This is a genomic window from Conyzicola sp., assembly GCF_057073975.1.
Window position 1 is genome coordinate 1 of the sequence record NZ_JBXMIS010000030.1, and the last position, 22,025, is coordinate 22,025.

Here is a 22,025-nt window from a genome sequence, read left to right on the forward strand (position 1 = left end):
CTCCTGGCCCGCCTCCGGGAGACCTCACCCCCGACCCCCGGCAGTGAAAGCCGCGGCCCGTCCGATCAGGATACTTACTTGATGCTTGCGAGTGCCGTTGCGACCTTGGCCGACAGGTCAGCCGAGAGCGGTGCGGCACCAGCGGACTCGGCTGCGTCAGCCTGGCCCTGCTCGCTGGCGAGGTAGGTCACGTAGGCCTTGACAACCGCGCCGGCCTCGGCGTCGGTGAACTCGAGGCAGGTGACGATGTAGCTGACCAGCACGAGCGGGTAGTGGCTCGGGTCGGTCGTCTTGCGGTCAAGCGCGATGGCCAGGTCGGTCGCGTCGCGGCCCTCGATGAACGGGGACTCCTCGACGACGGCCGCTGCAGCCTCGGCGGTGTAGGCAACGAACTCGTCGCCGACCTTGATCTTCGCGACACCGAGGTCGCCGGCCTTCGACGCGTCGGCGTAGCCGATGGTGTTGGTGCCGTTGGTGACTGCCTCGACGACACCGGAGGTGCCCTGAGCGCCCTCACCGGTTGCGTAGGGGAACGGGTCGGCCGGAGCGGCGTCCCAGACCTCGGGGGCGACCTTGTTCAGGTAGTCCGCGAAGTTCTTGGTGGTGCCAGAGTCGTCGGAGCGGTGCACGGCGGTGATCGGAGCGGCAGGCAGCTCGGCGTCCTCGTTGAGGGCGGCGATAGCCGGGTCGTTCCACGTCGTGATGGTGCCCTTGAAGATGCCGGCGATGGTCGCGGCGTCGAGGTTGAGCTCGTCAACGCCCTCGACGTTGAAGATCACGGCGATCGGGGAGATGTAGACGGGCACCTCGAGGTAGCCGGTCTCGGGAACGCAGGAGGCGAAGCCAGCGGCGATCTCCTCGTCCTTCAGGGTGGAGTCGGTGCCAGCGAAGCTGACGCCGCCGGCGATGAACGCCTCGCGGCCCGCGCCGGAGCCGGACGGGTCGTAGTTGATGGTGACGTCGGGGTTGGCGGTCTGGAATGCGGCGACCCATGCCTCCTGGGCCGAGCCCTGCGAGGAGGCGCCAGCGCCGTCGATCGTGCCGGAAAGGGTGCTCTCGGTCTCCTCTGGGGCGGATCCGCCCTCGTTTGCTGCGCAGGAGGAGAGGACGATGCTGCCGACGATCGCCAGGGCGGCGATGCTGCCGAGGCGCTTGAACGTGGTGTTCACTGTTTTCCCTTCGGGAATGTGGTTTCAGGATGCGGGCCGGTGCGACCCAGAGAGTGACGCTACGTCCTGACATTGACCAGCTTCGTTGCCCTCGGTGAACGCGAGGTGAACGAAGCGCGAAGGGTTGAGGTGCGCTACGGCGAGCCGGGGCCGTGGGTCTCGATCGCGACGAGCCCGCCGGTCGGGTTCTCGAGCGACACGTGCAGCACGGTGAACTCAGCGGTCGAGAGGGCGGCGGCGCTGCGCAGGTTCGGCTGCTCCGCCGTGCCCGTGAGCCGCGCGACCTCGGCGATGATCTCTGGCAGCACAGGGCCGTGGCTGCAGAGCACGACCGTGCGGCGCTTGGAGAGGCGCTTGGCGACCTCGGCGGCGACATCCGACTGGCCGTACTCGTGGGCGTCCTGGCTGATTCCGGCGGTCATCGACACCGGCTTCCTGACCAGGTCGGCGAGGGGCTGGATGGTGGCGAGGCACCGCGTTGCCGTGCTGCTGACGAGCTTGGCCGGCGAGTACGCGGCAATACCCTTCGCCACGCTCTTCGCCTGGTCGTTGCCGCGCTGCAGCAGCGGGCGGGTGGAGTCGGGGCCGTCCCAGCTGGTCGGGGCGACCGCCTTGCCGTGGCGAAGGGCGATCACGGCGAAGGTGCGGGCGTTGCGGGCGGCGAAGCGCTCCTCGAAGCGATCGAGCACCTCGACGTCGTGGCTGTAGCTCAGCAGCTTGCGCGCCTTCTTCGGCGAGACCCAGGAGAGGGCGGCGATCTCGGCGTTCGACTTGAAGCTCGTCGCGATGATGGCCTCGTCGGTCACCTCCGCCGCCCAGTAGTACACGACCTTGTCGCGGCCGTTGGGCAGCTGGTACTCGACCGTGCCGAGCGGGGCGCCGAGCACGATCGACAGCCCGGTCTCCTCTGCGATCTCGCGCACGGCGGTCTGGGGGAGCGTCTCACCCGGGTCGAGCTTGCCCTTGGGCAGCGACACGTCGGCGCGGTCTCCGCGGTGCACCAGCAGGATGCGCAGCTTGCCTTCGACGATCCTCCAGCAGAGGGCTCCCGCAGCGAGTACGGGGGCATCCTTCGTCACCTGATGGCTCCGCTGCGCTTGCGCTGGGCGATTCGCTTCATGAGCACATTCTGCATGTCATCGAGCAGTTCGCCATCCTTCGATCGGGCGAACCGCTGCCACACGCCGTCGCTGCCGAGGTGCCACGACGACGTCGCGTCAGACATGCCGAGCTCGAAGAGCTCGTCGATCTGCTCGAGGTGGGCAGGCGAGGTGAGCCGCACGAGTGCCTCGACGCGGCGGTCGAGGTTGCGGTGCATCATGTCGGCGCTGCCGATCCACACCTGCGGATCGCCCGCGTTGGTAAACGAGAAGACGCGGGCATGCTCGAGGTAGCGGCCGAGAACCGAGCGAACCCTGATGTTCTCGCTGAGCCCCGGAACACCCGGCTTGAGAGCGCAGATGCCGCGCACGACGAGGTCGACGGGCACTCCGGCGTTGCTCGCGCGGTAGAGCGCGTCGATGATCGCCTCGTCGACGATCGAGTTGACCTTGATGCGGATGCCGCAGGCCAGCCCCAGCTTCGCGTTCGCCGTCTCCTGGTCGATGCGCTTGAGCAGGCCCTTGCGCAGGTGCAGCGGGGCCACGAGAAGCCGCTTGAACTTCTTCTCGATGGCATAGCCAGAGAGCTCGTTGAAGAGCCGGGTGAGGTCTTTGCCGACGGTGTCGCTCGCGGTGAGCAGGCCGAGGTCCTCATAGATGCGGCTGGTCTTGGGGTTGTAGTTGCCCGTGCCGATGTGGCTGTAGTGACGCAGCACGCCGCGCTCCTGGCGAACCACGAGCGCGAGCTTGCAGTGGGTCTTGAGCCCGACGAGACCGTAGACGACGTGCACGCCGGCCTTCTCGAGCTTGCGGGCCCACGAGATGTTGGCGGTCTCGTCGAACCGCGCCTTGATCTCGACGAGAGCGAGCACGGCCTTGCCTGCCTCTGCCGCGGCGATGAGCGCCTCGACGATCGGGCTGTCACCGCTCGTGCGGTAGAGCGTCTGCTTGATGGCGAGCACATTGGGGTCGGCGGCCGCCTGCTCGAGAAACGCCTGAACGCTCGTGCCGAACGACTCGTAGGGGTGGTGCAGCAGGATGTCCTGCCGGGCGATCGAGGCGAAGATGTCTGGCTTGGCGTTGGCCTCGCTCGCGAGCAGCGCGGCCGAGGTCACGGGAACGCGCTTCGCGTACTTGAGCGACGGGCGCTCGATGCGCATGAGCTGGAACAGCCCGCCGAGGTCGAGCGGCCCAGGGAGGCGGTAGACCTCCTGCTCGGGGATGTCGAGCTCTCGCACCAGAAGGCCGAGGGTCACGTCATCCATGTCGTCGGTGATCTCTAGGCGGATCGGCGGGCCGAAGCGACGGCTCAGCAGCTGCTTCTCGAGGGCCTGGATGATGCTCTCTGTCTCGTCCTCGTCGATCTCGACGTCTTCGTTGCGCGTGACGCGGAACTCGTGGTGCTCGAGGATCTCCATTCCGGGAAACAGCTCTTCGAGGTGGTTGGAGATGAGGTCTTCGATCGGAATGAAGCGAAGGCGGCCGGAGCCGTCATTCGGCAGTTGCACGAAGCGCGGCAGCACCGTCGGCACCTTGAGGCGAGCGAACTCCACCCTCTGGGTCTTCGGGTTGCGCACCCGGATCGACATGTTCAGCGACAGGCCGGAGATGTAGGGAAAGGGGTGGGCCGGGTCGACGGCAAGTGGCATGAGGACGGGGAAGATGCGCTCGGAGAAGATCTCGTCGATCTTGACGCGGTCGTCGTCGTCGAGGTCGGCGAGGGTCTCGATATGGATTCCGGCCTCGTCGAGGGCGGGCTTGACCAGGTCGCGGAACGCGTGCGCGTGGCGCAGCTGCAGCTCGTTGGCCTTCGCGTTGACGGAGGCGAGCACGTCGGCCGGGCCGGTGCCGATGTTGGTTGGGACGGCGAGGCCGGTGACGATGCGCCGCTTGAGGCCCGCGACCCGCACCATGAAGAACTCGTCGAGGTTGGAGGCGAAGATCGCGAGGAAGTTGGCGCGCTCGAGCAGCGGAAGGTCGGGGTCTTCGGCGAGTTCGAGCACCCGCTGGTTGAACGCCAGCCAGCTGAGCTCCCGGTCGAGGTAGCGGTCGAGCGGCAGCGTTCCGTCGTCGACCGCCGACGACAGGTCGATGTCGTACTCGTCGAGCGAGTCGGTCACGTCGACCTGAGCTGCGGCGGGGCTGTCGCTATCCATTCCCACATCCTGCCATCACGCGTTGAACGCGCGCTTAACGGCCGCCGAGGGTGCGCAGCTCGCCGAGCAGCTGGGCGAGGCGGTCCGAGCCCAGCGCGGCGCGCCACTCGGCGGTCACCTCCCGCGAGATGCGCACGGCGGCCCGGCAGAACTCCGCCCCGCGGTCGGTCAGCTGCACGAGGATCGCGCGGCGATCGGCCGGGTCTGGCGAGGTGCTGACGTAGCCGGCTGCCTCCATCTCCCGCACGAGTGAGCTCATCGCCTGGCGGGAGAAGCCTGCTTTGGCAGCGAGGGCCGTGATGTGGCTGCCCTCGGCGTCGAGGCCGGCGAAGACGGGCACGTGGGCTGGTCGCACGACGGTCTCGCCGCTGGCGGCGAGGCGGCGAAAGACCTCCTCGTTGACGGCGCGGGCGGCCCCCGCCAGCAGTAGGCCGAGGTCATCGGCGCTCGCGGCGGCGAAGTCGTGGAGCGCGTCAGCAGCACTCATGCGCAACCTCCTTGACAAAGTATGCAACCGTGTTGACAATATAGGCAAGCGGGTTGCCCATTGGGGGCATCCGTCGATCAGGGAGAACCATGGCAATCACAATCGAGACGCCCACCGTCGGAACAACTATGCCCGACATCCACGTGCAGACCGCGGATGCAGCAGGCACCGGCCTGCTCTCGCTGGTCGCAGGCCGCCCCGCGGTCGTCTTCTTCATGCGCGCCAGCACCTGTCCGGTGTGCCACGCGCACGCGGCGGAGGCGGTGCGCCTGCTGCGCGAGGGGAAGCTCGGATCGGCGGCACTGGTTGTCGTCACCCCCGGCGGCATCGCGGAGATCGCCACCGTCGCGGCTCGGGTGTCGGGTGAGGACGTGTTCGTCGTCGGCTCCGGATCCGGCCACGCCGAGGTCGGGCTCGGCCGATTCCTCGGGCTGCAGCACAGCGGCACCTTCGTGCTCGACGAGCGCGGCGAGGTGCTCGCTGCGAGAACCGCGACGCTGCCGACCGGTGCCTTCAGCGCCGCAGAGGTGATCGCGGCGCTCGCGCGCTAGATGCTCGCGGGCAGGCGCTCTGCGTCATCCTCATAGACGTTGAAGCGGTAGCCGACGTTGCGAACGGTGCCGATGAGCGACTCGAGGTCGCCGAGCTTGGCGCGAAGGCGCCGCACGTGCACGTCGACCGTGCGGGTTCCGCCGAAGTAGTCGTAGCCCCAGACCTCGCTGAGCAGCTGCTCGCGGGTGAACACGCGGCTCGGGTGGGTGGCGAGGAAGCGCAGCAGCTCGAACTCCTTGAAGGTGAGGTCGAGCGGGCGCCCGTGCACCTTCGCGCTGTAGGAGGCCTCGTCGATGACGACGCCAGACGCCTGGATCTTCGAGCTCGTCTTGTTCTCGCTCTGGCGCCCGATGGAGAGCCGGATGCGCGCGTCGGCCTCTGCCGGCCCCGCGTTCTCGAGAATGACGTCGTCGACACCCCAGTCGGCCGAGACCGCCGTGAGGCCGCCCTCGGTGAGGATGAGGATGAGCGGAACGTTCACGCCCGTCGTGTTGAGGATCTTGCACAGCGACTTCGCACTCGCCAGATCGAAGCGCGCGTCGACGAGGATGAGGTCGCAGGTGGGCGCGGTGATGAGACTCGCCGGTTCAGCCGGGATCTGCCGGGTCTTGTGACTGAGTAGTCCTAGTGCGGGTAAGACCTCAGTGTCGACCGCAGAGGTCAGGATGAGCAACTGCGCCAACGGTCCTCCAAAGTGCCTGAAGTCATACTACAAGCGCCTTAAGATTGGCGGGTGACTATGAAACTGGCGAGCATCATCCCCGTCTGGGTTCTCGTGCTCGTCGCGGCGGTGGTCATCGGCCTCGTCTCGACCGGCTACGAGTACTACACCTGGCTGCCGATCGCGCTCGGCGCGACCATCATCCTCACCTTCGTCGTGCAGCTCTCGCTGCGCACGAAGGAGGGCTTCGTCGGCCGACTCGTGCTCAGCACGGTCGGTGCGCTCGTGATTCTCGCGGTCGCCACGGCCGTGCTCACGCTCACCCGCTGAGTTAGGCTTGCAGCATGCTTCTCGCCCTCGAACTCTTCTTTGTCGGGCTGCTGATCCTTGCCGGGCTCGCGATCGGCTTCGTCTCCGTCGTGGTGCTCTACAACCTCTTCCGGGGTCAGCGCTAAGCGCTCCCCGCATTGATCGAGACAGCATGATCGAGATCGACGCGAGCATCCCCTCCGAGCTCGCCCCCCTCGCCTGGCTCATCGGCCTGTGGGAGGGCACCGGCGTCGTGCACTACACCCACGGCGACGAGACCCGCGAGTTCGAGTTCGGCCAGCGCCTCACCTTCACCCACGACGGCCTTCCCTACCTCAACTACCAGTCCTACACGTGGGCCCTCGACGACGACAACGCGCCCCACGTCGCAGAGACGGGCTACTGGCGGCTGAGCAGGCCGGCCGATGCGGGCGACGCGGGCCCTGGACTGCTTCCGGGTGTCGGCCCTCGTCCGTTCGCCTCGGCGGAGGCGGTTGAGACGCTGCGCAATGCGAACGACGCGTTCGACCTCGAGGTCTCGCTCGTGCATCCAAGCGGTGTCAGCGAGCTCTACCTCGGCCAGGTCAAGGGCCCGCGCATCGACCTCGCCACCGATGCCGTGGTGCGCACCGCGACCGCCAAGGAGTACAGCGCCGCCACGCGCCTCTACGGCCTGGTCGAGAACCGCCTGCTCTGGGCGTGGGACATCGCCGCCCTCGGCCAAGACCTGCGCACGCACGCCTCCGGGAGCCTCGATCGTGTCGAATAATCCTTTCACCTCCCTGCCGGGCGCCGTCGGATCCCCGCCGGAGCACTACGGCAACCCCCTCGCCGAGCAGCGCGCGCTCGCGGCCGGGCTCGCAGTGGTGTCGCTGGACGACCGCGGCGTCATCTCCCTCACCGGCCCCGACCGCCTGAGCTGGCTCGACTCGCTCACCTCGCAGGCGCTCACGGGCCTGCGCCCGGGGGAGTCGGCGGAGACCCTGCAGCTCGACCCGAACGGCCGCCTCGAGTACGCGATTCGAATCGTGGATGACGGCGAGACCGCCTGGCTGCTCGTCGACGCCGACGAGACGGCTGGCCTGCTGACGTGGCTCCAGCGCATGAAGTTCATGCTCAACGTCTCCATTGACGACCGCACCGCGGACTTCGCAACGGTCGGCTCGCTCGGCCTGCCGGTCACCGGCGCCACCGTCGTCTGGAACGACCCGTGGAACACCGTCACCCGCGGCGGCCACCAGTACGCGGATGCCGCCCACGAGTACCACTGGACCTACAGCGAGTCGCTCGTGCCGCGGGCCGCACTCGCCGCTCAGCCGGCGGCCGGCACCCTCGCCCTGGAGGCCCTTCGTATCGCCGCCTGGCGTCCGCGCTTCGCGACAGAGGTCGACGAGCGCTCGATCCCGCACGAGCTCGACTGGCTGCGCTCTGCCGTGCACCTGTCGAAGGGCTGCTACCGCGGGCAGGAGACGGTCGCCAAGGTGCACAACCTCGGCCACCCGCCCCGCCGTCTAGTGATGCTGCACCTCGACGGTGTCACGCCGGCCGCTGGCGCAGCGGTCATGCTCGGCGACACCGAGGTCGGTCGGGTCACCTCCGCCGCCATGCACTTCGAACTCGGACCGATCGCCCTCGCGGTGGTCAAGCGCAGCACTTCTCTTGGAGATCTCACCGTGCTCGTCGACGAGTCGCCGGTTGCCGCAGCCCAGGAGCTCATCGTGCCGCCGAGCGCGGGAGCCGAGGCGAACGTGCCGCGGTTGCCGCGGCTTGGTGCGGTTCAGCGCTAGCGCCAGCGGAACCCGTTCGGGGCGACTGACTCCCACGCGACGGTGAGCTCGCCGAGCTTCCAGCGGGATGCCGTGCCGAGAACGGGCCAGTCGTTCTTCATCGCCCGCGCCACCGCGATCCAGCGCTGGCTCGGCCCGAAGGCGCTGAGCGCCGCGTTGTACTGCCAGTGCCGGTCGAGGTCGGCGAGGAAGGCGTGCACCCTTTCGCCGGGCACGTTGCGGTGGATGAGCACCTTGGGCAGGCGCTCTGCCACGATCGACGGCTCATCGAGGTCGGCGAGGCGGAGGCTGACGGTGAGGCTCTGCGGTCCATTGGCAGTGACATCCACCCAGCTGCACACGCGGCCGACCTCGTTGCAGGTTCCCTCGACGAGCACGCCGCCCGGTTGGAGGCGACCGACCATGCGGTGCCAGTTCTCGTGCACCTCGCCCTCGTCATACTGCCGCAGAACGTTGAGCGCGCGGATCACGATGGGTGGGCGCCCCGGAACCTCGAACCCGCCGAGGCGGAAGCTGACACCTGGCTTCGCGGATAGCGACGCGAGTGCCACGCGCGCTGGTTCGATCTCGATGCCGACGACCTCGACATCCGGCCGCACCTTCGCCAGCCGGTCGAAGAGCTCGAGGGATGTCGTGGCGCTCGCCCCATAGCCGAGGTCGACCACGAGCGGGTCGTCGGCGGTGCGCAGCACGGGCAGCTGGGCGATCCACCGGTCGATGCGGCGGAGGCGGTTGGTGCCCGTGGTGCCGCGCGTGACCCGACCCTCGACCATGCATCCATTCTCCCGCTTGCCCGGCTACCTGTACGCAACTCAGGCGCACACGCTGGCGCGGCATTCGTGAACCCCGCAATTCCGCGCCTCTACGGTTGCCGCTAGCGCGCCGTGCCTGAGTTGCGAACGGCGCGAGCGCACCGGGCGGGCGGGCGGGTGGCGGGGGCGACGCCGGCGGCACCATGGATAGGCTTGGGGCATGACGTACACGCTGATCCTGCTCCGCCACGGCAACTCCGACTGGAACCAGAAGAACCTCTTCACAGGCTGGGTCGATGTGCGACTGAGCGACCAGGGCGTCGCAGAGGCGAAGCGCGCGGGCGAGCTGCTCGCGGCATCCGGCCTGAAGCCCACCGTGCTCTACACGAGCGTGCTGACGCGTGCGATCCAGACCGCCAACCTCGCACTCGAGGTCGCCGACCGCCTCTGGATTCCGGTCAAGCGCAGCTGGCGCCTCAACGAGCGCCACTACGGCTCGCTACAGGGTCTCGACAAGGCTGAGACGCTCGCGAAGTACGGCGAGGAGAAGTTCATGACCTGGCGCCGCAGCTTCGATGTGCCGCCGCCCCCGCTCGATGACGATGCCGAGTACAGCCAGGTGCACGACGAGCGCTACATCGGCATCGACGGCGAGATCCCCCGCACCGAGAGCCTCAAGATCGTGATCGACCGGATGCTGCCCTACTGGGAGTCCGACATCGTGCCGTCCCTGACAGCGGGCGAGACGGTTCTCGTCACGGCCCACGGCAACTCGCTGCGCGCGCTCGTGAAGCACCTCGACGGCATCTCTGACGACGCTATCGCCGAGCTCAACATCCCGACCGGAATCCCGCTGGTCTACGAGCTGGACGACAACTTCGTTCCCCTGAAGCCCGCCGTCTACCTCGACCCAGAGGCCGCTGCCGCGGGCGCGGCCGCTGTCGCGGCGCAGGGCAAGAAGTAGGGCGCTAGCCCAGCGGGTCGTCTTCGACATCCACGGCCGCTACGAGGGCTACCGATTCACGAGCCAGATCCATGCCCCGATCGCGGCTGCGAGTGTGACAAAGAGCTGCCCGAGCGACGGGTCGCTGCGTCGAGATCGCGGCCTGCGCCTAGTGCGCGCTGTGCCGCCGCGACCAAGGGCCGGTTGGCGAGAGTAGCCGCGCTTGCCAGAGTTCGCTGCACGGGGCACAGATCGAGGGGCGTGGGGAGCTGCCAGTCGCGGCCCGAGAGTTTCCTCCAACGCGAGGAACTCCCTCACGATATGTTGACCTGCAGTTGATGGGATTGGCTTGTCGTGCCAGGTGGCCGGCACGACAGCCGACGCGACAATCTGTGCGATCTGCTCCGCGCTGAAGGTCCGCCGCTCCAGACTCACATTCGCGAGCTCCGTGTGTCTGAGCACTCGCACACTGGGCTCGTACTCGCCTGCACCTGCCGGCGCTTTGTGGGTGATCTTCGATGGATCCACGAAGACGATCAAGGCGGTGACCGGCACCGTCAACCCGCAAGCCCGGGACAGTCTTACCGATGCCTGAGAGGCCTCGCGCAGGGAGTTGTTCACATACTGCGTCTTGAACCCTCCGACGAACATTCCCCGCCCGGCGACCCAGACATCCTTGCCTGGGCTGTACTTGGTGTTGATGGTGAAGACACCGGGTGGGCCAATGAGCACGTGGTCGATATCCGTCATCCGGGCGCCAATTGGAACCGAGTGCAGCACGGTCCAGGTGTCGTCGAAAATGGCAAGCGCATTCGCGACGACTCGTTCGCCCAAGACTCCGCGGTACCAGCCCTCCGCCTCATCGTCGATTGTGACGGCTCCGGAGGACTGATCGACGCGGATCGTGCCGAGATCCCATTGCCGCAGCAACTCGTCGACGAGCGAATGGCCCGGCACTCGCTCGCGAAGATCACTCATGAAGTCAGGCTGGCGGACTCCTCAGAACCCAACCAGCCCACCTTCGGGGCACGCTAGTCCGACGACGACCAATCGCCCGTCGCCAGGTACTGCACCTTCTTGGCGATCGAGACCGCGTGGTCGGCGAAGCGCTCGTGGTAACGGGAGGCGAGGGTGGCGTCTACGGTGTCGACCGCTGCGCCCTTCCAGGTCTCGCCGAGCACCTTGTCGAAGACGCTGAGGTGAAGGGCGTCGACCTTGTCGTCCTCGTCGCGGATCTTCTCTGCGATCGTGAGGTCTTCGGAGGTGAGCAGCTCGACGAGCATGTTCGCGATCTTGACGTCGAGCGCACCGAGGTCTTTGAAGGTCGAGCGGAGTCCCTTGGCGATGACCTTGTCGGGGTAGCGGTAGCGCGCGAGCTGCGCGATGTGCTCTGCCATGTCGCCCATGCGCTCGAGCGAGGCAGAGATGCGAAGCGCGCTCACCACGATGCGAAGGTCGCGGGCCACCGGCTGCTGCCGAGCAAGGATGTTGATCGCCAGCTCGTCGAGCTCGAGGGCCGCGGTGTCGATGCGGTCGTCGTCGGCGATGACGGTCTCGGCCAGCGCGACGTTCGACTCGTTGAAGGCGCGCGTGGCGTTGTCGATGGATGCCGCGACGAGCGTCGCGATCTCGACGAGGCGATCCTGCACCTCTCGCAGTTCCTGCTGGAAGACCTCGCGCATGTTTTTGTTTCCCTCGTGTTCGCGCGCCAATGGACACCGCTGGCGCAGTCGCAGCAACGATGCTCCCGCAAGGTTAACAGCAGGTGTTGCAGTACTGAACTCTTATAGCGAATGACCCCGGATGCCATGAATCGTGGATGGCCGAGGTCGTGGGTAACTAACCTAGTGCCCATGGACACGGCATGGCTGGTGCCCCTCTCGCTGGCATTCGGTGCTGCAGTCGGAGCAGGGATGACCCTCGTCGTCGTTCTCGCGGCACGGCGCGGCCGAATCGCTGCCGAGGTCGTCAACCAGTCGGTGCCGGAGGGCGTCGATCAGGTGCTCGATGCGCTCGGCTCTGCCGGCATCGTCATCGACTCGTCGAACAACGTCATCAAGGCGAGCCCGGGCGCGCTCGCCCTCGGACTCGTGTTCAACGCCGGCCTTGTGCACCCAGAGCTCGTGGATCTCGTCGACCGTGTTCGACGCACCGGCGACCCGGTCAGCGAGGAGCTTCATCTCGCGCGCGGCCCATTCGGATCAGCGACGATCCACCTCGCCGTCGGCGTCTCGCGACTCGGAGCCCGCTACGTGCTGCTCATCGCCGACGACCGCACCGAGTCCTATCGACTGGATGACGTTCGGCGCGACTTCATTGCCAACATCAGCCACGAGCTGAAGACGCCGATCGGTGCCGTCGGGCTGCTCGCCGAGGCGCTCGCCGAGGCCGCCGACGACGCGGAGCAGGTGAAGAGGTTCGCCAAGCGGCTCACCAAGGAGTCGCATCGGCTCGCTCGCATCACCAAGGAGATCATCGACCTCTCGCGCCTGCAGGCCGACGAGGCCCTTGGCAGCCACGAGCTGGTCGACCTCGACGAGGTCGTCGCCCAGGCCATCGACCAGAACAGGGTCGCCGCAGACAAGCACGACATCCGGCTGGTCAGCGGTGGGGATGCCGGTGTCGAGGTCTACGGCGACGTCTCGCTGCTGACGGTCGCCCTCGACAACCTCGTCTCCAACGCCGTGCAGTACTCGCCGGCCAACTCGCGGGTCGGCATCGGGGTCTCGACGGGTGACGGCGTCGTCGAGATCGCCGTGACCGACCAGGGCATCGGCATCGCCGACGACGAGCGCGACCGCGTGTTCGAGCGGTTCTACCGCAGCGATCCCGCCCGCAGCCGCAACACCGGCGGTTCTGGGCTCGGGCTGAGCATCGTCAAGCACATCGTGCAGAACCACGGCGGGGATGTTCGGGTCTGGTCCCAGCAGGGGCACGGCTCCACGTTCACCGTTCGCCTTCCCGCGGCATCGGCCGCAGCCGCAGCAAGCCTCAACGCACTGGAGAAGTAGCCATGACCCGAATCCTCATCGTCGAAGACGAGAAGTCGCTCAGCGAGCCTCTGGCCTACCTGCTCGGCAAGGAGGGCTACGAGACAACGATCGTCGCCGACGGCCTCGCAGCGGTCGCAGAGTTCGACCGCAACGGCACCGACCTCATGCTGCTCGACCTCATGCTGCCCGGCATGCAGGGCACAGAGGTGTGCCGCGAGATCCGCACCCGCTCCGCCGTTCCGATCATCATGCTCACCGCGAAGGACAGCGAGGTCGACATCGTCGTCGGCCTCGAGCTCGGTGCCGACGACTACGTCACGAAGCCGTATTCCAGCCGCGAGCTGCTTGCCCGCATCCGCGCGGTGCTGCGCCGCAAGACCGAGCCAGAGACAGAGAACGACGCCGTGCTCGAGGCCGGCGACGTGCGCATGGACATCGAGCGCCACACCGTCTCCGTGCAGGGCAAAGACATAGCGATGCCGCTCAAGGAGTTCGAGCTGCTCGAGCTGCTGCTGCGCAACGCTGGGCGCGTGCTCACCCGTGGCCAGCTGATCGACCGGGTGTGGGGTGCCGACTACTTCGGCGACACGAAGACGCTCGACGTGCACATCAAGCGCATCCGCTCGCGCATCGAGCAGGTTCCGTCAGAGCCGACGATGCTCGTGACGGTTCGCGGCCTCGGCTACCGCTTCGAGGCCTGAGAGCCCGGTCTACTCCGCCGGTGAGGCGCTGGGCGACGGCGTGACCGACGGCGTCGGTCGCGGCGCAGGGCCGGGCAGCAGGTCGGAGTACTCGAGCTGCGTGCCGTCGAGCACTGGCACGGCGATGCTCGTGCCCTTCGACTCGCCCTCTGCGAAGAAGTACACGTCGATGGTGGAGCCGACGCTGACGTCGGCGCCGCGCAGCACGAGCTGGTCGTCGGCACTGTGACCGACCGCGACCGCCTCGCCGGCTGGCACGTCGAGCTCTGACTCCTGCTTGTCGCCGTCGCCGTCGGTGAACTGCACGGTGACGGTCTCGTCGCTGGTGCCCTCGTTGACGATGGAGAAGACGAGGGCGACATCCGCGCCGTCCTCGCTGAGGCCGAGCACGTTGCGCAGCTTGAGGTCGCCGACATTGGCGCCGGCTCCGTCGCTCGGCTGGTATGGCTTGAGGGTGCCGTTGATCGACACGAGGGTGCACCCGGCGGTGCCGACGAGAAGCGCCGAAGCCAGAGCGATGGATGCCGCGAGACGCGCTTTCACAGGACCCTCCAGAAGGTCTACCAGGGCCGCAATTCCGCCCGAAACTAGGACTCGAGCCTATCGCACCGCGCACGGGGGGAGCTCACGCTCCCTCGGCGCGCGCGGGGCCCCGTGGTAAACTCGATGCCGGCGAAAGGACCGACGCATGCTGTTCGAAGTTGGAGAGACCGTCGTTTATCCGCACCATGGGGCCGCAACCATCGTCGAGGTGAAGAAGCGCACCATCAAGGGCGAAGAGAAGCTCTACCTCAAGCTCAACGTCACGCAGGGCGACCTCGTTATCGAGGTGCCCGCAGCGAATGTCGACCTCGTCGGGGTTCGCGACGTCATCGGCAGAGACGGCCTCGACCGCGTCTTCGAGGTGCTCAAGGCACCCTTCGTCGAGGAGCCGACCAACTGGTCGCGCCGCTATAAGGCCAACCTGGAGAAGCTCGCTTCCGGCGACGTCATCAAGGTCTCCGAGGTGGTGCGCGACCTGTGGCGCCGCGACCAAGACAGAGGCCTGTCGGCCGGGGAGAAGAGCATGCTCGCCAAGGCGCGGCAGATTCTCACCTCAGAGCTCGCCCTCGCCGAGAAGACCGACGAGCAGCGCGCCGCAACGCTGATCGACGAAGTGCTGGCCTCCTAGGTGGCCACCCCAGCCGTCGCGGTCATCATCGTGGCCGCCGGCAGCGGAACGCGCCTCGGCCGCCCAGAGCCGAAGGCATTCGTGCCGGTGGCCGGGCGCAGCATCCTCGAACGCGCCGTCGACACCGTCTTCTCCCTCGCGCAGCCGGTGCAGCTCATCGTGGTCGCCCCGATAGCGATGCTGGATGAGGCGCGCAGCATCGCCGAGCGCGTCGCCGGTGCCGCCGGCAGCCACCTCTCTGTTGTGGCCGGAGGAGACACCCGCCAGCAGTCCGTCGCCGCGGGGCTGAGCGTCGTCGACTCCGCTGTCACCACCGTGCTCGTGCACGACGCGGCGCGCGCCTTCACCCCCACCGCCCAGTTCGAGGCCGTCATCGCGGCGGTCGCAGAGACGGGCGGAGGCGTCGTGCCCGGGCTCGCCGTTGCCGACACGATCAAGCAGACCGACTGGACGGGCAGGGTCGAGACCACGCTCGACCGCTCCGCGCTCGTGGCGGTGCAGACCCCGCAGGGCTTCCCGCGCGCGCTGCTCGACTCCTCCTACGCGGTTGCCACGGAAGACCACACCGACGACGCGGCCGTGTTCGCTGCTGCCGGGCATCCGGTCACCGTCGTCGACGGCGACGACCTCGCGTTCAAGATCACGACCCCCTGGGATCTGCGCAAGGCGGAGGCACTCGTCGCTCCTTCGGCCCCGAGCACAGAGGCCCCCGTCGCACGAGTCGGAACCGGGGTCGACGTGCACGCCTTCGACGAGTCGCGGCCGCTCTGGCTCGGCGGCGTCTACTGGCCAGACGAGCCGGGCCTCGCCGGCCACAGCGACGGGGATGCCGTGTGCCACGCCATCTGCGACGCCCTGCTCTCTGCCGCGGGACTCGGTGACATCGGCTCGCGGTTCGGCACGGCAGACTCGCGCTTCGTCGAGGCCCACGGCGAGGTGTTCATCACAGAGACCCTCGAGCTCGTGCGCGGCGCCGGCTTCACGATCGGCAACGTCGCGGTGCAGGTGATCTCGAACCGGCCGAAGGTCGCGCCGCGTCGGGTCGAGCTCGAGAGGGTGCTGAGCCACCTCGTCGGCGCCCCGGTGAGCGTGTCAGCGACCACTACCGACGGACTCGGATTCACGGGTCGAGGTGAGGGCGTTACGGCGCTCGCGACCGCAATGCTCAATTCGTGACCGTAAACTTGCCCGGTGACGATCCGGCTCTATGACACCAAGGCGCAGGCGCTTGCCGACTTCGTTCCCCTTGTCGACGGCAAGGTCGGAATCTACGTCTGCGGCCCGACGGTGCAGTCGAGCCCGCACATCGGCCACCTGCGCAGCGCCCTCGTCTACGACCAGTGGCGCCGCTGGCTGAACTACCGCGGCTTCGACGTGACCCTCGTGCGCAACGTCACCGACATCGACGACAAGATCCTGGCGAACGAGACAGAGGGCGACCCGTGGTGGGCGCTCGCCTACCGCTTCGAGCTCGAGTTCACCGATGGCTACCGTCGCATCGGCATCCAGGCGCCGACCTACGAGCCACGGGCCACGGCATCCGTTACCCAGATGCAGGAGATCATCGAGCGCCTCATCGCGCGGGGACATGCCTACCCGGCCCCCGACGGATCGGGCGACGTCTACTTCGACACCGGCTCGTGGTCGTCCTACGGCGAGCTCACGCGCCAGAAGCCCGACGACATGGTCGCTGCGGCCGACGCCGACCCGCGCGGCAAGCGCGACCCCCGCGACTTCGCCCTATGGAAGGGCCACAAGCCGGAGGAGCCAGCCTCGGCATCCTGGGATTCCCCGTGGGGCGCCGGCCGCCCCGGCTGGCACATCGAGTGCTCTGCCATGAGCTCTCGATACCTCGGCACCGCCTTCGACATCCACGGCGGCGGCCTCGACCTTCGCTTCCCCCACCACGAGAACGAGCTCGCGCAGTCCACGGCTGCCGGTGACGCTTTCGCGAGCTACTGGGTGCACAACGGCCTCGTGAACATCAACGGGCAGAAGATGTCGAAGTCGCTCGGCAACTCCATCTACGCGGCAGAGTTCCTCGCGATGGCCCGCCCGCTCGTCGTGCGCTACTACCTCGGCGCCGCCCACTACCGCTCCACCATCGACTACCACGACGGTGCGCTCGTCGAGGCAGAGGCTGCCCTCGAGCGCATCGAGACCTTCCTCGACCGCGTCGACCGTCGCCTCGAGGGCACGCGCTTCGCCGGCAGCGGGGTCACGCTTGTTCCCGACGACTTCGCCGAGGCGATGGATGACGACCTCGCCATCCCGCAGGCGCTCGGCGTGCTGCACGAGAAGGTTCGGGCCGGCAATGCCGCGCTCGACGACGAAGAGCTCTCCGCCGCCGCGAGCATTCGCGGCGAGGTGATCGCCATGGTCGAGGTACTCGGCATCAACCCCCTCTCGCCGGAGTGGAACACGGATGCCGACGCGGCAACCGCGATCGCCCTCGCCGCGCTCGTCGAGACCCTCATCACCGACCGGAACGCCGCACGCGCGGCGAAGGACTACGCGGCCGCCGACCGCATCCGCGACGAGCTCGCGGCTGCTGGCATCACGGTCGAAGACGGGCCTAGCGGCTCACATTGGAGTATTGGATCATGAAGTCCGCAAGCAACAAGCCCCGCGCTGGCGCCGTTCGCAAGGGCCGCAAGGGCCCGCAGGTCGCCTCAGGCGGCCAGGGCCGCCAGGCTCTCGAGGGCCGCAAGCCAACCCCGAAGGCGGAGGACCGCCCGTATCACCCCGCTGGCAAGCGCAAGGCCGCGGCCGAGCGCTTCGAGGCGGCCGGTGGCAAGAAGTCGACGTCGCGCAACACCGAGGGTGCCGTCAGGCCGCCGCAGCAGCGCAAGGCGAAGTCCTCAGACGAGACCGAGGTCGTCACCGGCCGCAACTCGGTGCTCGAGGCGCTGCGCGCCCGCATCCCTGCGACGGCGCTCTACATGGCGACCCGCATCGAGTACGACGACCGCGTCAAGGAGGTGCTGTCGCTCGCCACTGGTCGCGGCATCCCGATCCTCGAGGTCATGCGTCCAGAGCTCGACCGCCTCGCCGGCTTCGACTCGGTGCACCAGGGTCTCGCGCTCAAGGTGCCGCCGTACGACTACGCGCACCCGCTCGAGCTGCTCGACAAGATCATCGCGAGCGGCCGCGTTCCGCTGCTCGTCGCGCTCGACGGAATCACCGACCCGCGCAACCTCGGGGCGATCATCCGCTCCGTCGCCGCGTTCGGCGGCCACGGCGTTATCGTGCCGCAGCGTCGCTCGGTTGGGCTGACAGCATCCGCGTGGAAGACCTCGGCTGGCGCCGCCGCCCGCACGCCCGTTGCCATGGCGACCAACCTCACCCAGACCATCAAGGCATACAAGGAGCGCGGCGTCTTCGTGCTCGGCCTCGACGGTGACGGCGAGGTCTCTCTGCCGAACCTCGCCCTCGCGAAGGAGCCGGTGCTCGTCGTCGTCGGCAGCGAGGGCAAGGGCCTGTCTCGCCTCGTGACGGAGAACTGCGACGCCGTCGTCTCCATCCCGATCTCGTCGACCACCGAATCGCTCAACGCGGGCATTGCGGCAAGCGTCACGCTCTACGAGATCTCGAAGCTGCGCGCTGCCGCGAAGAAGAAGTAGCGCGCCGGCTCAGGCGTCGCGCAGGCCGAACCGCGCGTGGATGCGCTTCATCCACCGCGGGGCCCACCACATGATCCGCAGCTGCCAGGTCATGATGGCGGGCACGAGCAGCAGCCGCACGAGGGTCGCATCGAGGATCACGGCAACGGCGAGCGCAACACCGAGCTGCTTGATGACCATGAGGTCGCCGGTGGCGAAGCCCGTGAAGACGACGACGATCGTGAGAGCCGCCGAGGTGATGATGCGCCCAGAGCGCTGCAGGCCGACCGCGATCGCCTCCCTTCCCTCGATTCCCGCGTCGAGCGCCTCCTTGACGCGCGACAGGATGAACATCTCGTAGTCCATCGCGAGGCCGAACCCGAAGGCGAGCACGAGCACGAGCACGAGCGGATCGACACCGAGCACGTCGGCGGTGTCGAAGTTCATCAGGCCGGCGAAGTTGCCCCACTGGAAGCCCCACACGAGGATTCCGATCGAGGCCCCGAGCGAGAGAGCGCTCGCCAGCAGCGCCTTGATCGGCACCACGAGAGACCCGGTCATGAGGAACAGCAGCGCGATCGTGCCGAACGCGATGATGAGGATGGCGAGCGGAGCCCGGTCGATGAGCGACTGGGAGAAGTCGACCGTGCGCGCATCCGTTCCGGTGACGAGCGCGGAGGAGTCGGGGCGCAGCGCCCGAACGTCGTCGACGATGTCGACGCCGTCGGTGGGGGAGACCCGCACGATCGTGCGCCATCCGTCGCCCGACTCGAGCGGGGTGCTCACCGAGTCGACGGTGGCAATCTGCTCGACGTCGGCTGCCCACGCAACGGCGTCTGCCTCCGACTGGGTGACGAGCGCGATGCGGGGGCCTGCGGCATCGGGGAACTCGGCGGCGAGCGTGTCGACGAAGACGGCCTGGGTCGACGACTCCGGGATTCCGTCGGCGCTCGTGTTGGCGAGGCGCAGTGAGAAGGCCGGGAGGGCGAGTGCGACGAGCGCGAGGAGGCAGAGCAGCGTCACCAGCGCGGGGTGCCGCTGGACGCGGCGGGTGAGGCGGGAGAAGACACCCTCGGTCGGCGCGATGTCGCCGAAGTGCCGCACGACACGCTTGACCCCGGGAACGTAGGCGAGCGCGCCCGGTCGCACGAGCCGGTCTCCGGCAAGGCCGAGCAGCGCTGGCACGAGCGTGAGCGCGGAGGCGATGGCGATGACCGTGACAGAGAGAGCGCCGATGCCGATGGCCCGCACGACGCGGGGCTCGAAGACGAGCAGACCGGCGCTGGCAATCGCGAAGGTGATGCCGGAGTAGAGCACGGTGCGGCCCGCGCTGTCGGCCGTGCGACCGATTGCATCGAGCCGCCGGGCGCGACGGGCCGCGCGATCCGGCGACAGCAGCTTCTCTGCGGCGTCGAGTCGGCGGTGCTCCTCGCGGAAACGGCTCACGATGAGGAGTCCGTAGTCGATCGAGAGGCCGAGGCCTACCGCGGTGACGACGTTGATGACGGTCGTGTCGATGTCCATCAGGTAGCTGAAGCCGAAGAGCGCTCCGAGGGCACCGATGATCGAGGCGATGGCGCCGATGAGTGGCACGCCGGCGGCGAGGAAGCCGCCGAAGACGACGAGCATGATGAGCAGGGCGATGGGAAGAGCCACCGCCTCCCCGCGCTCGAGGTCGTGCTGCGAGATCGAGACGACGGAGTCGACGAGGAGGTCGCTGCTGCCGACCTCGACCGTGGCATCCGGCAGCTGCGTGCGTAGTTCATCGCGCTGCTCGGTGAGCACCTCGAGGGTCTTCTCGGCGCTGGAGGTGACGACGAACAGGATGCCCCGCTCGTCATCGGAGAAGAGCGGCGCCGCGGCGGGCGGCACGCTGCCATCGGCGAGACGCGGAATCGTGAGCGGGTCGACGAACTCGTCGCCGGAGAACTCGGAGCTGAGCGCGGCCGATGTCTCCTTCAGTGCAGGGTCGTCGAGGTCGACGCCGTGCACGAGCAGCGTTATCGGCGCAGCGGCGTCGTCGTCGCTCTCGCTCTCACTGAGGATGTCGTCGGCGCGGCTGCTCTCGCTGTTCGCCGTCGGTGCAGAGCTCTTCAGCCGGTCGAAGACTGTGTCGCCGCCGACGCCGGAGATCGCGACGGCAATGGTGACGCCGAGCAGGATCGCCCAGGCCAGTAGCGCCAGCAACGGGTGCCCGCCGGCTGCGCGGGCAATTCGTGCAAGGGGTCCGCGCTGAGGCATAGTGCTCCGTCGTCGTCGTGGGCGAAGGTCATGGACAAATCGTTCCACTATCGAAGCACATCGCGAGCACTCCTCAGTGCAGGCACGGCAAATGCATCAGACGTTCTTACGCCAGTCGTCCTCGTCGTCGGCGTCACCGCTGAGCGGAATGAGGTCGGTCGGCATCGTGATCGCACCGGTCGGCGGGTCGATGAGCGTCGCCTCGTCGCGTCGGTGCCGCAGCACGTTGTCGATATAGCTCTGCACGGCCTCCGCGAGAGGCACGTCGCGCTTCTCGTTCTGCGAGATGTACCAGCGGTGGTCGAGCAGCTGGTGGAATACCTCGGCGGGCTCGAGACGGCCCTGCAGCTCCTTGGGGATCGCCTTGATCACTGGTTCGAACACTCGGGCCAGCCACTCGTGGGCGGCCATCTCCTCATCGGCTCCTGCGGTGACGAAGGTGGCGACATAGGCGTCGAGGTCGTTGAGCAGGCGTCGCGCCTGGTTCTCGCCGGCGTCGAGCCCGGTGAGGCGGATGAGCCGACGGGTGTGGTGCCCGGCGTCGACGACCTTGGGCTGGATGCGCACCTGGGTGCCGGTCGTGTCGGTCTTGATCGCGAGCTCCTCGATGTCGAAGCCGAGGTCGTTGAGGCGCTCCACCCGCTCGTTGATGCGCCAGCGCTCCGTCGTGGCGAACTCCTCCGAGCCCGTGAGCTCCTTCCACAGGGTGCGGTACTGCGCGACGATGCCGTTGCTGATCTCGACGGGGTCGGCGTCTCCCTGCAGGCGTCCGCCGGCCTGGAGGTCGAGCAGCTCGCCGGCGATGTTGACGCGCGCGATCTCCAGGTCGTTCTCACGCTGTCCGTTTGACAGGCCGCCCGCGTAGAGCTTGCCCGTCTCGGCATCCACGAGGTAGGCGGCGAAAGCGCCAGCGTCGCGGCGGAAGAGGGTGTTCGAGAGCGAGACGTCGCCCCAGAAGAAGCCGATGATGTGCAGGCGCACGAGCAGCACGGCCGCGGCGTCGACGAGTCGGGTGGCAGTGTCGGGGCGCAGGGTCTGCGAGTAGAGAGCGCGGTAGGGCAGCGAGAACTTGAGGTGCCGTGTGACGAGCACCGACTCGAGCTCCTCGCCGTCGTCGGTCGTGCGGTTCGTGATGACGGCGACCGGGTCGACGCACGGAATGTCCATGCGCTGCAGGGTGCGCAGCATCTCGTATTCCCGCTTGGCCAGCTCTGCGGAGGTCTCCTTGATGGCGACCACGAAGCCAGAGAGATGGGCGAAGCGCACCAGGTGCCGCGAGATGCCCTTGGGGAGGGCCGCGATGTTGTCGTCGGGCCAGACCTCGAGTGGCAGGTTCCACGGCAGGTCGAGCAGGTTGGGGTCGACGCTGGCCGCGGTGATGTTGAGGGAGCCGCTCATGGT

General features: G+C 67.9%; 22 protein-coding genes. 11 read left to right on the plus strand and 11 right to left on the minus strand.

Annotated elements, in window-relative coordinates:
• Positions 1-74: 74 nt before the first annotated feature.
• From pstS to AC14A7_RS02475, 4 genes are all read right to left on the minus strand, one after another.
• Positions 75-1,169, minus strand: a complete 1,095-nt coding sequence (pstS, locus tag AC14A7_RS02460) for a phosphate ABC transporter substrate-binding protein PstS (protein WP_484006299.1) — start codon at positions 1,167-1,169, stop codon at positions 75-77.
• Positions 1,170-1,303: 134 nt separating this feature from the next.
• Positions 1,304-2,248 carry an NUDIX hydrolase gene (locus AC14A7_RS02465; RefSeq protein ID WP_484006300.1) on the minus strand — a complete coding sequence of 315 codons (945 nt, stop codon included), beginning with the start codon at positions 2,246-2,248 and terminating at the stop codon, positions 1,304-1,306.
• Entirely contained in the window at positions 2,245-4,425 is a 2,181-nt protein-coding gene (locus AC14A7_RS02470; RefSeq protein ID WP_484006301.1) for an RNA degradosome polyphosphate kinase, read from the minus strand. The genes AC14A7_RS02465 and AC14A7_RS02470 overlap by 4 nt, the downstream gene beginning before the upstream one ends.
• A 34-nt stretch (positions 4,426-4,459) precedes the next feature.
• Positions 4,460-4,912: a MarR family winged helix-turn-helix transcriptional regulator gene (locus AC14A7_RS02475; RefSeq protein ID WP_484006302.1), complete on the minus strand. Its 453-nt coding sequence runs from the start codon at positions 4,910-4,912 to the stop codon at positions 4,460-4,462.
• An 89-nt stretch (positions 4,913-5,001) separates the two neighbouring features.
• Here AC14A7_RS02475 and AC14A7_RS02480 point away from each other — a divergent pair, with 89 nt between their 5' ends.
• Positions 5,002-5,463 carry a redoxin domain-containing protein gene (locus AC14A7_RS02480; RefSeq protein WP_484006303.1) on the plus strand — a complete coding sequence of 154 codons (462 nt, stop codon included), beginning with the start codon at positions 5,002-5,004 and terminating at the stop codon, positions 5,461-5,463.
• Here AC14A7_RS02480 and AC14A7_RS02485 read toward each other — a convergent pair.
• Complete coding sequence (locus AC14A7_RS02485; RefSeq protein ID WP_484006304.1) at positions 5,460-6,146, minus strand: response regulator transcription factor; 687 nt, start codon at positions 6,144-6,146, stop codon at positions 5,460-5,462. The genes AC14A7_RS02480 and AC14A7_RS02485 overlap by 4 nt on opposite strands.
• Before the next feature lie 51 nt (positions 6,147-6,197).
• On the opposite strand from AC14A7_RS02485, the gene AC14A7_RS02490 reads away from it, so the two are divergent.
• The 3 genes from AC14A7_RS02490 (at position 6,198) to ygfZ (ending at position 8,221) form a co-directional block, all read left to right on the plus strand.
• Positions 6,198-6,455: a hypothetical protein gene (locus AC14A7_RS02490; protein WP_484006305.1), complete on the plus strand. Its 258-nt coding sequence runs from the start codon at positions 6,198-6,200 to the stop codon at positions 6,453-6,455.
• A 151-nt stretch (positions 6,456-6,606) separates the two neighbouring features.
• Positions 6,607-7,203 carry a heme-binding beta-barrel domain-containing protein gene (locus tag AC14A7_RS02495; protein ID WP_484006306.1) on the plus strand — a complete coding sequence of 199 codons (597 nt, stop codon included), beginning with the start codon at positions 6,607-6,609 and terminating at the stop codon, positions 7,201-7,203.
• Positions 7,193-8,221: a CAF17-like 4Fe-4S cluster assembly/insertion protein YgfZ gene (gene ygfZ, locus AC14A7_RS02500; RefSeq protein WP_484006307.1), complete on the plus strand. Its 1,029-nt coding sequence runs from the start codon at positions 7,193-7,195 to the stop codon at positions 8,219-8,221. Before AC14A7_RS02495 ends, ygfZ begins: the two co-directional genes overlap by 11 nt.
• Here the strand turns inward: ygfZ and AC14A7_RS02505 are convergent.
• Positions 8,218-8,994 (minus strand): class I SAM-dependent methyltransferase, encoded by a 777-nt coding sequence (locus AC14A7_RS02505; protein ID WP_484006308.1) that lies wholly within the window; start codon positions 8,992-8,994, stop codon positions 8,218-8,220. The genes ygfZ and AC14A7_RS02505 overlap by 4 nt on opposite strands.
• 199 nt (positions 8,995-9,193) lie before the next feature.
• Between AC14A7_RS02505 and AC14A7_RS02510 the strand changes: the two genes are divergently transcribed.
• Positions 9,194-9,937: a phosphoglyceromutase gene (locus AC14A7_RS02510; RefSeq protein WP_484006309.1), complete on the plus strand. Its 744-nt coding sequence runs from the start codon at positions 9,194-9,196 to the stop codon at positions 9,935-9,937.
• A gap of 48 nt (positions 9,938-9,985) precedes the next feature.
• On the opposite strand, the gene AC14A7_RS02515 is transcribed toward AC14A7_RS02510, so the two are convergent.
• On the minus strand, positions 9,986-10,894 hold the full coding sequence (locus tag AC14A7_RS02515; protein ID WP_484006310.1) for a nuclease-related domain-containing protein: 909 nt from the start codon (positions 10,892-10,894) through the stop codon (positions 9,986-9,988).
• A gap of 53 nt (positions 10,895-10,947) precedes the next feature.
• Complete coding sequence (gene phoU, locus AC14A7_RS02520) at positions 10,948-11,598, minus strand: phosphate signaling complex protein PhoU (RefSeq protein WP_484006311.1); 651 nt, start codon at positions 11,596-11,598, stop codon at positions 10,948-10,950.
• A gap of 171 nt (positions 11,599-11,769) precedes the next feature.
• Here phoU and AC14A7_RS02525 point away from each other — a divergent pair, with 171 nt between their 5' ends.
• A complete protein-coding gene (locus AC14A7_RS02525) occupies positions 11,770-12,927 on the plus strand; it encodes a sensor histidine kinase (protein ID WP_484006312.1) in 1,158 nt (385 codons plus the stop codon).
• 2 nt (positions 12,928-12,929) lie between these two features.
• The gene (locus AC14A7_RS02530) at positions 12,930-13,610 is read left to right on the plus strand and encodes a response regulator (RefSeq protein WP_484006313.1); all 681 of its coding nucleotides are present in this window, start codon (positions 12,930-12,932) and stop codon (positions 13,608-13,610) included.
• Positions 13,611-13,619: 9 nt separating this feature from the next.
• On the opposite strand, the gene AC14A7_RS02535 is transcribed toward AC14A7_RS02530, so the two are convergent.
• Positions 13,620-14,153, minus strand: coding sequence for a hypothetical protein (locus AC14A7_RS02535; protein ID WP_484006314.1), 534 nt, complete (start codon positions 14,151-14,153; stop codon positions 13,620-13,622).
• 145 nt (positions 14,154-14,298) lie between these two features.
• Between AC14A7_RS02535 and AC14A7_RS02540 the strand changes: the two genes are divergently transcribed.
• The 4 genes from AC14A7_RS02540 to rlmB are packed head-to-tail and all read left to right on the plus strand — an operon-like array spanning position 14,299 to position 18,404.
• Positions 14,299-14,781 carry a CarD family transcriptional regulator gene (locus tag AC14A7_RS02540; RefSeq protein ID WP_484006315.1) on the plus strand — a complete coding sequence of 161 codons (483 nt, stop codon included), beginning with the start codon at positions 14,299-14,301 and terminating at the stop codon, positions 14,779-14,781.
• A complete protein-coding gene (ispD, locus tag AC14A7_RS02545; protein ID WP_484006316.1) occupies positions 14,782-15,957 on the plus strand; it encodes a 2-C-methyl-D-erythritol 4-phosphate cytidylyltransferase in 1,176 nt (391 codons plus the stop codon).
• 15 nt (positions 15,958-15,972) lie between these two features.
• Positions 15,973-17,388: a cysteine--tRNA ligase gene (gene cysS / locus AC14A7_RS02550; RefSeq protein ID WP_484006317.1), complete on the plus strand. Its 1,416-nt coding sequence runs from the start codon at positions 15,973-15,975 to the stop codon at positions 17,386-17,388.
• On the plus strand, positions 17,385-18,404 hold the full coding sequence (gene rlmB / locus AC14A7_RS02555; RefSeq protein WP_484006318.1) for a 23S rRNA (guanosine(2251)-2'-O)-methyltransferase RlmB: 1,020 nt from the start codon (positions 17,385-17,387) through the stop codon (positions 18,402-18,404). The genes cysS and rlmB overlap by 4 nt, the downstream gene beginning before the upstream one ends.
• 9 nt (positions 18,405-18,413) lie before the next feature.
• Here rlmB and AC14A7_RS02560 read toward each other — a convergent pair whose 3' ends face one another.
• Positions 18,414-20,624, minus strand: a complete 2,211-nt coding sequence (locus tag AC14A7_RS02560; protein WP_484006319.1) for an MMPL family transporter — start codon at positions 20,622-20,624, stop codon at positions 18,414-18,416.
• Between the two features lie 96 nt (positions 20,625-20,720).
• Entirely contained in the window at positions 20,721-22,022 is a 1,302-nt protein-coding gene (locus tag AC14A7_RS02565; RefSeq protein ID WP_484006320.1) for a DUF4032 domain-containing protein, read from the minus strand.
• Between the last annotated feature and the right edge of the window lie 3 nt (positions 22,023-22,025).